This is a genomic window from Parachlamydia acanthamoebae (assembly GCF_000875975.1).
In the GTDB taxonomy this organism is placed as follows: Bacteria; Chlamydiota; Chlamydiia; order Chlamydiales; family Parachlamydiaceae; genus Parachlamydia; species Parachlamydia acanthamoebae.
The window spans coordinates 12,386-25,918 of sequence record NZ_BAWW01000063.1 but is presented as its reverse complement, the minus strand read 5'-3'; the positions used below and the strand labels follow the sequence as shown (position 1 = coordinate 25,918).

Here is a 13,533-nt window from a genome sequence, read left to right as displayed (position 1 = left end):
ATTAAATGACTATTCATTCCGCCACATCCGCAATGACCTCAGAATTTTTGTTTAAATGTTTCATGCAAAGTGACTCGTATTCCACGCCCCTAGCGCCAAGGATTCAATCCCCTCATTCTAAGATGACATCAGAAATCCTAGAAAAGTATAGGAAAAAAGATATCCGCTCTCTAGCAAGGACTTTTAATCTAAAAGCTGAGGAATGGCTTTCTTACTTTAAAGGAGTCAGCCTTATCTTGGATCGTCCAATCCTCGAGATGGGCCTTCACTTGGTGCGACATTTTAGCCAAAATAATATCTTTCAAGCGCTTCAAATTCTTCGTTATCTATTTCTTTGCACAACGCATGCAAATGATGAGCTTTTACTTGCTTTTATCAACTTATCCAACCGAGCAGAAAATCACCCTCTTTTTAAAAATAAGGAAAATTTGGAGCTGCGTTATTCAATCTTTATTGATTTGCTCACAAACTTACCCAACCGCAAACCAACAGAAGTCGCACTCTTTCAAACTCTAGTTGCACTTGTCAAAGATCTTTCTTCTCAACAAAAATTCGATGAATGCCTACATATTTTTGGCGAAGAACAAAAAATTAAACTGCTGAAAAACAACCGAAAAGATCTTCACAGGTATAATCAAAACATTCTTTTTATAAATTGTCTCAAAAACATGACTTTGAGAGAAGCCAAAAGTCATGAGATGTCCGTTTTGCGTAAAACCCGCACAACATTGATTCCTGAAATTGTCAATCCTGCCCTCTGGACTTTTTTAGAATGGTTGCTTGAGCAATTTCCCAAAGAAGCCCTTTTTACATTGCATTATGTTGCTAAAAATTATGACGGGGATAAATCTCTTTTTATTCCTTTCTTTTGCAAACTCTCTAACTCCACTCAAAATCTATTTGCAGAAAAAAAGTATACGAAATGTCGATACGAAATTAGCTTGGAGCTCTTAACATCAAATTTAAAAGAGCCTGCTAGCGAATTACTCAACCAGACAATCGACACGCTGCTTAAAGACTTAGACACCCATGCAATGGGCCAAGAATACCGGAAACTTTATTCTCAATTAAGAAATTGTGGACTTCTGTCAGATGCCCCAGTAACTTCCGCTCAAAATCACAACTCCATTTGCAGCGAAATTGAAATCTTTATTGAAAAGAAAAAATTTTCCGAAGCTATCCAATTATGGCAACAGCTTTTAGAAAGCTCCATAAGCCCGCAGGAAATCGAACTGGCGGCTAAATACTTGGAAGTATTTTTAAAAAAAGACCATTTGATTTCTTCAGTTCTAGCATCCCCTCGAACCTCTTCGTTCGCAAAAGTTTGTCACCTTAGCGCAAACCATCTTTTAGAAACCAAACTCCCTACAAAAGAACTGCAAAGTCTTTTAAAATTACTTGCAATTACACCTTTAAGAAAGTTCTTTAGGTGGAATGTTCTATATCAGAATGTTTCTCAAAATCAACAACTCGATTTCTTTCTGAATTTTTTAGAAAACACACATACTTTTGATTTTTTAAGCTTTCCGCAAATGCAACCACATTTGTTAAATATTTTCTTAGCCGCTATTCAACACAACCATTTAGATCTTGTGGAATATTTGCTCTCGCATGCACAAATTCTAATTGAACAGTATCAAATACGTTCTCGCAAAAAGTTTGAAATTGAATTAGAAAATATTCTGATGAACTTGATGCATAAACTGGATTCAAGCACATCCCCTCACAAGATCAGGGCTATTACTTCCCTCCTCGATTTTTACAAAACGTTGAGAAACTTTTCCAAAAAATCGACACAAAAAATCAAAGATAGGTCTATTCAGTTATGCATCAAATATGAAATATTTGAGCATTACGACTTATGCTTCAGACTTCTTAAAAGTTTTTTTAAACATACTCAGCCGATAGCCCCCATTCACTCCTCGCTCAGGCAACTTCTAAAAAGCTTATCTGAAGCAGACGATGCCGTATATGAAACAAAGTTAGATCCGCAAAGCATCACGACATTTGCCTATGTAGCCATAACATTTAAGCAAACCTGGAAATGTTCTCCGACTCCAGACTACATCCTTTTTGCGCATATTTTTTATCGAATATATAAACTTAAGCCAAAAGAATTGTTTGAGATCAAAATTTTAGATCTATCTTTTAGTCTATTGATAACTGCTTTCAAAGAAAGCTCAAATAAACAGCGAGCACTGGAACTCGTCAACACCAATTTAGTTAAAGATATTTTTTTATTGTGTATCGAAACAGACAGCCCTGGACTACTTTTTTCCGTTAATAAATACATCTCATTTTTAAAACTTTTTTTGCCGGAATCCGTTTACGAAGATTTACATCAAAAATTTTTTATAAAGGTTTTCCATGATACGTCTATCCCAAAAAGAGATTATCCGATATTTCTAGAAAGCTTTATCCTATATCAATCCAAGGCCTCCAAATTCAATGACATATTCGAAGGAAAAGCGATAGAATTATGGAGAACCGCCTTTTGCTACTCACTGTTAACTTTAGAGCATTTAAACGATATAAGTTACTTTAACAGGCTATGGCAACTCTTTAAAAACCAAACAATGGGAACTGAAATTGAAAAAAGTGTTTTTCGTTTAGAAATCATCAAGGATAGCCCTTTAGAAAAAAAGCACAGCAGAAAAAAAATATTTGAAAGTCAATATCTACTCATTCTCTCCCAGATGCGTGCCTATGAAACGCATCAATCTCCAGATTTAGCCAATTATCTCGCTGCTGCACTGACCAATTTCGTTTTCCTATTTCCTGTATGGGATGAACAACTTTTTACCCAATATGCAGAAAAGATCATAGACATGTTAACTACGGCAAGTACGAATGGAATCTTTGCCAAAAAAAAGCTTCATTGCAGATCCCTTTTAAGCTACTTAACCCTGCACTTCGAGCCTTATGAATACAAAAGATTATGTGATTTCGTTGTCATGCAAACAAGCGATGACTTAGATGCACAAGTAAGATGCCGACTTTTCTATTTATTATTTCACAATGACACACTTATTCAAGACAATTTGAGAGAGCTTCTAAATCGCTTTTTCCACATTTTAGATAATCTCGTGAACATTGATGAGTTTTTCGCTGTCAAGCCCATTGAATGCGTGATAATCACGCAATTTTTATGCTCGCTTGACCTTATAAACACAGATAAATTATTTAAGAATCAGGAGATTTTGCTAAAATTTGGGGATCTTTTTTTAAATAAAATTTTGCTCATTCCTCCTCCTTTCAACCGCTACCGGCTAATCTGTTTTTGGACGGAATTAATGAAATTCTATGTCGATAACCACTTATATGGGAAAGATCCTATTATATTACTAGATAACATCGCACGTCTATGCATGGTTCCGAAATGTGAAACACCCCCCAATCTTACGCCTATCATTCCCATTCTCGACCTGCTAGAGCATTTCGAAAAAACGGCAAGCAAATGTCCTGCAGAAAATTTCGACACGATATTGAAAGATATAAAAACAGCCCTAATGAATGCCATTCAAAAATATGATGATGCAACAAATCCTAAAGAAAATAATCTAAGGATGAAAGCCTGTATTGTAAAACAAAATCCTATTTTAAGCCTTTTGGATCATATCGAAATTTATGAAACAAGTTCCGTCCTTTTTGAAGAGGAAGGCTCGTTATTATTTTCTCTACAACCGCATGACTAAGGAGATAATCGTCTAATCTCCCACTGATTTTGTTGCAATTGAAACGTATATTCAAAGCGATCATGGAGCCTATTTGTCCGTCCTTGCCAAAATTCGAAACGCGAGGGGATTAGACGAAAACCTCCCCAAAATGGGGGTAGAGGTATTTGCTGCCCTTCATATTGCTTGAGCAACTGCGCATAAGTCTGCTCAAGCTGCTCTCTTGATTTTAATTCGACATCTTGCCTGGATGCCCAAGCCCCTATTTGGCTTGCCCTTGGACGATTAGAAAAATAGTCCCTAGATTCTGCAGAGGGCAATAAAACCACCGACCCTTCAATGTTGACTTGTCTTTCCAACGTGTTCCAAAAAAAATTAATTGCCCCCAAAGGATTTTCCTGCAATTCGCGCGCTTTCCGACTCTCCAGATTTGTAAAAAAAACAAAACCCTGTTGATCAAAATACTTGAGAAGCACAATTCGCGATGAAGGCCGTCCCGCTAAATTGGCTGTTGATAAAGTCATGGCATTAGGCTCCGTTTTCTCTTCTTTTATAGCCTCTTGAAACCATCTATGAAATTGTTCGACTGGATTTGCTAACAAATCTTTCCGCCTCAATTCCAATTTGGCATACTCTCGACGCATGGGTTGATTTTTCTCTTCCATTAAAGATTCCTTTACAAGGATTTATTCAAGACGTTAAAAAAGTAATAACAGAATATGTATTTCACACAAAGCTTGAGGAGATCAATATGTCCAAACTCTCACTTTCACAACTTCCCATTAAAGGTAAAAAAGTGCTTGTTAGAGTGGACTTTAATGTTCCTCTTGATCGAGAACAAAAAATCACTGACGATACCAGAATTCGGGCTTCCCTCCCAACGATTCAGTACATTCTGGACAGTGGGGGTGCCGTGATTTTGATGAGTCATCTGGGCCGTCCTAAAGGCAAATCATCTGCGGAATTTTCTCTGAAACCCTGTGCAACCCGTCTTTCTGAATTGCTTAATCATCCTGTTATAATGGCTCCTGATTGCATAGGAAATGAAACACATCAACTGGCCGCCAATTTGCAACCAGGTCAAATCCTTTTGCTTGAAAACCTGCGTTTTCACTTAGGAGAAGAACACCCTGAAAAAGAACCTTCATTTACTCAACAATTGGCTTCTCTAGGAGATGTCTATGTTAATGATGCTTTCGGCACAGCTCACCGTGCACATGCCTCTACGGCAGAAATCACACGCTATTTTCCTGGAAAAGCCGCAGCCGGTTTTTTGCTTGAAAAAGAGGTGAAGTATTTAAACAGTTCACTTGTCCAACCTACTCGCCCGTTTTATGCCATCATTGGAGGGGCAAAAATCTCTACAAAGATTGGGGTTCTAGAAAGTCTGTTACAGAAAGCGGATGCCATTCTCATAGGAGGTGGCATGGCGTACACATTCTTAAAAGCACAAGGTCTTGCAATTGGAGACTCCATTCATGAAGATGAATTCCTAGACAAAGCCAAACAGTTGTTGGCTCTCTCCCAATCAGGTAGAGCAAAAATTATTTTACCGCAAGATCTGGTCATTGCAGATTCTCTTTCAAAAGATGCTGTAGTTCAAATTATCCCAACTGAACAAGGCATTCCTTCATCTTTCCAAGGAGTAGATATTGGACCTCAAACAATTCAAAACTTTACCACAATTTTACAAGATGCAGCCACGATCTTTTGGAATGGTCCGCTTGGTGTTTTTGAAATTGAACCTTTTTCTAAAGGAACGTATGCGATCGCACATGTTTTAGCAGAGTCTTCCGCAACTACCATTGTGGGTGGAGGGGATTCGATTGCCGCCCTTCAATCCGCTGGACTTGCCGAAAAAATTACCCATCTTTCTACTGGAGGGGGTGCGTCTTTAGAATATATTGAATTTGGAACTTTGCCAGGTATTGAAGCTTTGAGTGATGCAACTTCATGAAAAGCTTTAGCTAAATAGCCATTGCAAAAAATGATCTTCTGGTGTACAAATTATGACCGTAAGTATTGTACTTATGGAATTTATGAAAATTATGTGCCCCATATATATACAGTCATATCATTCTTATCCGTTAGCCTTATCATTTAAGATTTCTTTTCTTTTTTTGCAGGCATTTATCCTTAATTGGGTCGTTTGCAAGCAATTTTGCGTTTCGTCTTTTTCTAAAAAATTTCCAATTTTTAACCGAAGGGTCATTTGTGGAAAATTCCGCTTACGGAAATCCTGTATTTAGTAAATGGCGGGCAATGCTTTGGCCCGTTCACCGCGATGAGTTACTCAAACTCATTCCTCTGTTAATTATTTTCTTTTTTATTTCCTTCGATTATAATGTCCTCAGGACGATGAAAGATACTTTAGTTGTCACAGCTAAATCATCAGGCGCTGAAGTCATCCCCTTTATTAAGCTGTGGGTCCTTCTACCTGGCGCTCTTTTGATGACTTTTTTATTTACTCGGCTATCCAATCGTTGGTCACAAGAAAAAGTTTTCTATGTGATGGTTTCTACGTTTCTAATTTTCTTTTTCTTATTCACCTTCTTTCTCTATCCGAACCGTGAATTTTTACACCCACATCAAACTGCCGATGCTTTAGAAAAGATTTTACCTCATGGATTAAAAGGGCTCGTTGCCATGTTCCGCAACTGGACATTGACACTGTTTTATGTCATGTCAGAGCTTTGGAGCAATATCATTTTATCTATGCTCTTTTGGGGTTTTGCTAATCAAGTCACTCGCATCAATGAAGCCAAACGCTTTTATGGCATTTTTGGTATAGGAGCTAACTTATCCGGAATTTTTGCTGGACAAGCATCTGTTTTTCTTTGCCAAACAGTCTATAATCCAAATTTGCCATTTGGACAAGATGCATGGGAACAAACACTTATTTTGCTGGTTTCGCTTGTGATCGTAGTTGGAATTGTCGCCATGCTCTTATTCCGCTGGCTCCACAAAAAAGTACTTTCTCTCCCACGTTTTTATGATAATGAAACAGTTGAACAGGAAAAAGAGGCAAAAGGAAAGCTTTCTATCCGAGAAACTTTCGGCTTTCTTCTCCGTTCTCGTTACATGCTTTGTATCGCAATCATTACCATTACTTATAACCTCGTCATTAACCTGGTTGAAGTAGTGTGGAAGCACCAATTGCGAGAACTTTATCCTGATCCGATTCAATTTAACCTTTATATGAATCAGGTCTCCACCATCATTGGGATCGTCGCAACAACCACAGCGATCTTTATCTCAGGCAACATGATTCGTAAATTTGGCTGGACCTTTACAGCACTGTTAACTCCGATCATTCTGCTTGCCACCAGCATTGGCTTCTTCTCGTTCTTCTTCTTTAGGGATTCCCTTTCACACATTGTTAATATCACACTAGGAACGACACCGCTTGCTGTCGTGGTATTCTTTGGATCTGCCCAAAATATCTTATGCCGTGGTGCTAAATACACTGTATTTGACGCAACCAAAGAAATGGCTTTTGTTCCTTTGGATGTGAAAAGCAAACTAAAAGGCAAAGCTGCTATTGATGGAGTCTGTTCCCGTTTAGGAAAGTCTGGTGGATCCTTGATTCACCAGAGCTTATTGGTCACTTTTTCAACGATTATGGCAAGTGCTCCATATGTTGCTGGATTTTTATTAGTGATTATTGCAATCTGGATGTACGCTACGCGTTATTTAGGAGCGCAGTTTAATGAATTAACTTCGTCAGGCTCAAAATCGATTCTTCATGAAAAGAAACCGATTAAACCTCGGTTAATTGAAGAGGCTGTTTAAGCTCCAGATGACAATAAATAATAAAAAAACGACTTTTTTGAATTTAGTCTTAAAAGTCGTTTTTTATTTTTTAATTAAATTGATTCATAAAAATCAATTTAAACTTTTAATTGCATTTTATCCTTTTTTTTAGTAAACTAGATGGTAAATAAAGGAGTTCTATGACTCAGCCTTTACTTTCTGAATTCGGTCCTCTTCGATCAATAATTTGGCCAATTCATACACATGAATTAAAAAGAATCGTCCCCCTTCTGTTGATGCTATTGCTCATCTGCTTCAACTACACGGTTCTTCGCAACATGAAAGATGCTGTCGTTGTCACAGCTTCTGGTGCCGAAGTGATTCCATTCATTAAAGTCTGGGTCATGCTTCCAATGGCAGTCCTTCTCACCTATTTATTCACTAAACTCGCAGATCGGTATAGCCAAGAACAAGTTTTTTATATTGTCATGGCAACCTTTCTCCTTTTTTATGCTCTCTTTGCTTTTGTTATCTATCCTCAGCGTGAAGCTCTTCACCTTCATCAAACCGCTGACCTTGTTGAACAATATCTTCCCACAGGTTTTCGCGGACTCATCTCCATGTTCCGCTACTGGTCATTCACCGTGTTTTACGTGATTTCCGAAATGTGGAGCAATATTGTCATGACAGTCCTCTTCTGGGGATTTGTTAATGAGATCACAAAGATTAATGAAGCCAGCCGTTTTTACGGGGTCTTAAGTGCCGGAGCTAACATATCGGCGATTATCGCAGGACAAGCCGCTATCTATATCTCAAAAGCTGACGGCTTTAGCTTACCGTTTGGTAACGATCCTTGGGAACAAAGCATGATGACACTTGTCTTAGCTGTGATTATCTCAGGTATGGGTGCCATGATCATCTTTAGATGGATGAATAAAAACGTCCTGAATGATAAAAATTACACAGCGCTACACTCCTCTTCAAAGCCACTTAAAAAGAAAAAGAAGCTCTCTTTGCGAGAAAGCTTTGGATATCTCTCTAAATCCAAATATCTTCTCTACATCGCAGTGATTGTGGTGGCTTACAACCTCGTGATTAACCTGATCGAAGTTGTCTGGAAAGACCAAGTGAAGCAGTTGTATCCGTCCCCTGCCGACTTTAACGTGTACATGAATAACTTAGCTTCAGTAATTGGAGTTGTTTCCACCTTTATGTCCTTCTTCATGGCACATATCATCAATCGAATGGGATGGACTAAAACAGCGTTGATCACACCAATCGTGATGTGTGTGACATGTGGTGGGTTCTTTACCTTCCTATTCTTCCAAGACCACTTGGGAGGCATGGCACTCGCACTGACAGGATTTGCTCCTCTGACAATCTCCGTCTTCTTCGGATTCGCCCAAAACTGCTTAAGCAAAGCAGCTAAATACTCCGTGTTTGACGCGACGAAAGAGATGGCCTTTATCCCGTTAGATCACGATCTCAAGTTAAAAGGAAAAGCTGCAATCGATGGAGTTGGTTCTCGCTTAGGCAAATCTGGAGGATCTCTGATTCACCAAGGATTGCTCATGATCTTCGGAACATTTACAGGTAGTGCACCATTTGTCGCAGGAATCTTGATGGGAGTTATCGCCATCTGGATTACAGCTACGCGAGCTTTAGGAAAACAATTTGGAAGCCTCACTCACACGGAAGAAGAGGAAGAAAAATTGCAACCAGCTATTAAAGCCAAAGATCAACCAGCCGTTGCATAACACGACACAAGGAGAAGAAATCTCTCGAGATTATCTTCTCCTTCCAATTTCGATATTCTAAAAATTTCCTTTAAGGTCAGATTTAAACCAAACAACATGAACTATGCCACTTTGAGCAATGCTTCTCCGATCATTCCTCGAGGAAATTGGACAAAAAATTGAAAAGCAATCAAGCATGCGAAAAAGCTTCTGAGAATTGGTTACCCCCCCCCCTGAAAGATATTTCTTGGCAATCTTAGAGAAGGAAGTCATTTGGAAAGCAAAAGAATTCCCAAAATCCCTTCCATCCAGTTTTTTATCCCATCTCTCTATAATTACATTTCCATATTTTGCTTAGAATCCTACAAATTATTTCAGATTGCACTAAAAAAATAAAATAAACATAATTTGCAAAAAAAATAATTCATTCTTTTCATGCATGGACAAATCCATTGTTTTCAAAACAAATTAAAAGGGCATCGTATGCTAATTCGAATAATTATTTCTGCTGTATTTTTTTATTCTTTATGGGGTTATGGCTTTGCAGATCGTTACATTATACCTACGACATATGATTCTCAAGATGAAGTTTTGATTCAAGGTGCTTTGGCAACGATTTCAAATAAAAAAAATAGCCTTTTGATGTATCAAACATGCGAAAAAATTGTCTGTAACAAAGCAAATTTTTATTTCTCTTTTTCCAATCTTACAGATCACCCAATTCATTTATACTTTTCAAATTTAAAAGTTACAGATCAGCTTGGAAGACCAATAAAAGTCATGCATAAAAAAGAGCTCATAGATAATAAAAAAAGTGAGAAAAATTGGAAAATATTTGCATCAGCTATATATGCGGGCATTCAAACAGCTAATGCGGAAAATGCAGGCAGAATCGATTATGTATCAAAAACTAAGAAGCATTCCAAGACTCATTTCGATGTCTGTGATTCTAGAAAAAGGATTCATGGCACGGTAAAAGAATCTAATAAATCCGTTACGAAAGGAACAATCCACTGTGAAGCTTTGCGACAACAAGCGTTAAGACGGGTGGACGAAGATTCTGAAAAACGTGATAGCTTGATTCAAGATAACTACAAGGCCTGGGAATATGGCTTAAACCATTTTTATTTTGATTCAACAACAGTCTTTCCAGATACTATCTATGCATCGAATTTCCAAATCGAAGTGCCTAAACAGATAGAAAAAGAACTTGAATATCTAATTTTCACATTTGAAACCGAAGGCGAAAACCATTCTTTTTGTTTTTATTGCGGTGATGCAGTAAAAAAATGCTACCACTTTGAAAGCTAAACATATGGAGAACAAAACTCGAAGGCCTTGTTCTCCTGCTAACAACCCTTGCTATTCTTTTGTAAATCGTCCCATTTTTGGCTGAACTAGAGAAAGTAAGTCCTTTCCTTGCATAATGATCGATTCTGTCGTCAAACCACAATTGAATGCCACACGCTCAGCTTCTTTCAATTTTTCATCGTAGAACGTATCCACATTTAACAAATTGCCAAAAGGTGGTACGCCACCAATGATCAGACCAAATCGTTCTTTAATCACAACCGGATCTTCGAACTCACATTTTTCCCCGACTAATTCCGCAACAGCTTTCATATCTAGCTTCAAGTGAGAAGGAATGTTGAGTTGATAATTCTTTTTTGAGCTTTTCCCTTTTACAATAATCGATTTGACTCCCTCTTCAAGCTTAGTTCCTCTGACTCGGGCAGAATCTTCAGAAGTTGGCGTTACTTCATGCTGAACATGCTGGAACGGTAGGTCTGCTTGCTTAATAAGACGAATAATTTCATTGCGAATGCTTTCTTCTCCAAAAAAGATTCTAGCCTTAATCCGGTTTCCAGCAATCCGTTTGGGATCGGAGGGAAAGAGTGAGCATTCGCGGATATTTTTCAGGCGCAAAATTGTCATTGTGATTCTTTCCAATCCCATGCCAAAACCACCATGAGGAGGCATTCCATATTTGAAAATACTGAGGTAATCCTCAAAATTTGCTGGGTCCATCTCTTTTTCAAGAATCCCTTCCACCATAGATTCGTAAGTATGTCGACGTTGGCCACCTGAGGTAATTTCTGTGCCTGCACAAAGCAAATCAAAGGTGTTCGTTAACTCTGGCTGATCTTCCTTTGGATAAGAATAGAAAGGACGCTTACTTCTTTTCCAGTCTGTTACAAAGATGAGATCTGTCCCAAATTTTTCTTGTGCATATAAGCACAGCTCGCGCTCCGCAGCTGGACTTAAATCGGGCTCTTGCCGCTCATCAATACCAGTGCGCTGAAAGAAGATTTCTTGCGCCTCAGCAAAAGTCACTCGAGGAAATGCGACATCTGCCGGAGCTTTGATAAGTTCTTTCCCCAAAACCTCGATCTCTTTTGTACAATGCTTTTCAAGGTGAGACATAATGGCTTTGATGCAACCTTCTTGCACATCCATCACTTCATGCCAATTTTCAAAAAAACCCATTTCGAATTCAAACTGCTTTCCCTCGGCCAAATGACGAGTGGTTTGAGAATTTTCAGCACGGAAAAATGGCATTAAGGCAAACACACGCTCATTAACACCCACCATAATTTGTTTGTATAGCTGGCTACTTTGTGCCAAAGTTGCGGTATAACCAAAATAATCGACATTGAAAAATTCAGCCCCTCCTTCGGAAGAAGCCCCAATGATATTCGGGGCAAAATACTCCACAGCTCTCACCACATCATGCATGAAAAGACGGAAAGCATGTGTAATTTCTGCTTGAATTTTAAATATAGCTTGAATTTGACGATTGCGCAAAGCAATGGGTCTGTGATCGAGAATGTAATCCAAATCGGATTGAATCGTCGGCTTATAGTAATCAACAGGAGGAACATCGGTCACAGGAACTTCGATATCAATTTTTGGATCCACAATTTCAACGCCTAGCTCAGCTTGCGGAGCATCGGCAACTTTTCCTACAATTTTTAAAATGGAACCGGGCTGCAGCGCATTTACTTTTTTCCAGACTTCTTTATCCTGAATCACAATTTGAGCAAAACCTGAGCGATCGCGCAAAATCAAAAAATTTAATTTTCCAAAAGGCCGAGTGTTATTTAACCATCCTCTTAAAATGACTTCTTGGTCCACAAAATGAGGCAACTCAGCCGCTAAAACTCTTTTCATAACATCCCCTTGATTGATGACATCGGAAGAAAAGTATAAAAGAGAAAAGGATATTTAGCTAGTCGTGCTTTAATACACAAATTCCCGATTGAAAAAGAGGGGATTCTAGTGCTATAACTGCGATTTGTATCTTAAAAATTCTTAAATATCCACGCGCTAGAGAGAAACCTATGCAAGTCCAAGACTGGGGAGAAGAAGGTATTATTCATTACCTCTCCCATTGCTTTTCTGCAAAAAATGGCATTGTAGGCATTGGAGATGATTGCGCCGTCATCCCTGCGGAAAATGAAGAAGCTTGGCTTGTGACCACAGATGCCCTGATTGAAGGGGTACACTTTTTAAAAGATCAAATTGCTCCCATCGATTTAGGTTATAAAACCATCGCGGTTAATGTGAGTGATGTTGCCGCTATGGGTGGTACACCAAAATTCGCCTTTTTAACGCTAGCCCTCCCCTCTACTGTCCATTGTGAATGGACTCGCCTGGTTCTTCAAGGGATAAAAGAAGCCTGTGAAAAATGGCATATTCAACTGCTAGGAGGCGATACCGTAGGTTCCAGGAGAGACATTTTTATCAACCTAACATTAATAGGCTCTGCACCCCAAAAACATATTAGATATCGTAATCAAGCTCAGCTAGGTGACCGCATTTGTGTGAGCGGAAATTTGGGAAATTCAGGAGGCGGTCTTCAAGCCCTTAAAGAAAAAATACAGACCACACCAGAAGTTAAAATCCTTCTAGAGGCACATTTTCGCCCGACTCCTCATATTCAGCAAGGTAGATGGCTAGCATCACAGCCTGGAGTGCATGCAATGATGGATGTCTCGGATGGATTGGATCTTGATTTAAAACGGTTAATTAAAAGCTCTCATAAAGGAGCCCATGTTGATATCTCAAAAATCCCCTTATCAGAAGAACTTTTAAAAATGGCTCAAACAAAAGGATGGAATCCCCTCCAATTAGCTTTAACAGGTGGTGAGGATTACTGCTTGCTTATCACTATCGATCAAAAAAAACAGGGTGTGATCCAAGATTTTTTTAAAAAATTTGGAGCACCTCTGTATGAAATCGGACAAATCACCGATCAAGTGAACGAATTGACTTATTACGATCATGGAGAAAAAAAAGAGATCGATTTTCCTCCGTTTGATCATTTCCATAAATCAAGTTGAATAAAGACCCATAATTCTATATCGTCT

At 38.6% G+C, this 13,533-nt stretch carries 8 protein-coding genes; 6 read left to right on the top strand and 2 right to left on the bottom strand.

What is annotated here, in order from left to right:
• The first annotated feature begins 5 nt into the window (after positions 1–5).
• A complete protein-coding gene (locus AOM43_RS09600; protein ID WP_226987482.1) occupies positions 6–3,695 on the top strand; it encodes a hypothetical protein in 3,690 nt (1,229 codons plus the stop codon).
• On the opposite strand, the gene pdxH is transcribed toward AOM43_RS09600, so the two are convergent.
• Positions 3,692–4,339: a pyridoxamine 5'-phosphate oxidase gene (pdxH, locus tag AOM43_RS09595; protein ID WP_079978263.1), complete on the bottom strand. Its 648-nt coding sequence runs from the start codon at positions 4,337–4,339 to the stop codon at positions 3,692–3,694. The two genes, AOM43_RS09600 and pdxH, sit on opposite strands and share 4 nt — an antisense overlap.
• A gap of 86 nt (positions 4,340–4,425) precedes the next feature.
• Between pdxH and AOM43_RS09590 the strand changes: the two genes are divergently transcribed.
• The 4 genes from AOM43_RS09590 to AOM43_RS09570 all read left to right on the top strand — a co-directional run bounded on the left by AOM43_RS09590 (position 4,426) and on the right by AOM43_RS09570 (position 10,474).
• Positions 4,426–5,631, top strand: coding sequence for a phosphoglycerate kinase (locus AOM43_RS09590; protein WP_013925579.1), 1,206 nt, complete (start codon positions 4,426–4,428; stop codon positions 5,629–5,631).
• 257 nt (positions 5,632–5,888) lie between these two features.
• Positions 5,889–7,466 (top strand): Npt1/Npt2 family nucleotide transporter, encoded by a 1,578-nt coding sequence (locus tag AOM43_RS09585; protein WP_059360016.1) that lies wholly within the window; start codon positions 5,889–5,891, stop codon positions 7,464–7,466.
• Positions 7,467–7,627: 161 nt separating this feature from the next.
• Positions 7,628–9,184, top strand: a complete 1,557-nt coding sequence (locus tag AOM43_RS09580) for an Npt1/Npt2 family nucleotide transporter (RefSeq protein WP_006341708.1) — start codon at positions 7,628–7,630, stop codon at positions 9,182–9,184.
• 462 nt (positions 9,185–9,646) lie between these two features.
• On the top strand, positions 9,647–10,474 hold the full coding sequence (locus AOM43_RS09570) for a hypothetical protein (RefSeq protein WP_226987481.1): 828 nt from the start codon (positions 9,647–9,649) through the stop codon (positions 10,472–10,474).
• 51 nt (positions 10,475–10,525) lie between these two features.
• On the opposite strand, the gene aspS is transcribed toward AOM43_RS09570, so the two are convergent.
• On the bottom strand, positions 10,526–12,334 hold the full coding sequence (gene aspS, locus AOM43_RS09565; protein ID WP_059360013.1) for an aspartate--tRNA(Asn) ligase: 1,809 nt from the start codon (positions 12,332–12,334) through the stop codon (positions 10,526–10,528).
• Between the two features lie 170 nt (positions 12,335–12,504).
• Between aspS and thiL the strand changes: the two genes are divergently transcribed.
• Complete coding sequence (gene thiL / locus AOM43_RS09560; RefSeq protein WP_013925583.1) at positions 12,505–13,506, top strand: thiamine-phosphate kinase; 1,002 nt, start codon at positions 12,505–12,507, stop codon at positions 13,504–13,506.
• Positions 13,507–13,533 lie beyond the last annotated feature (27 nt).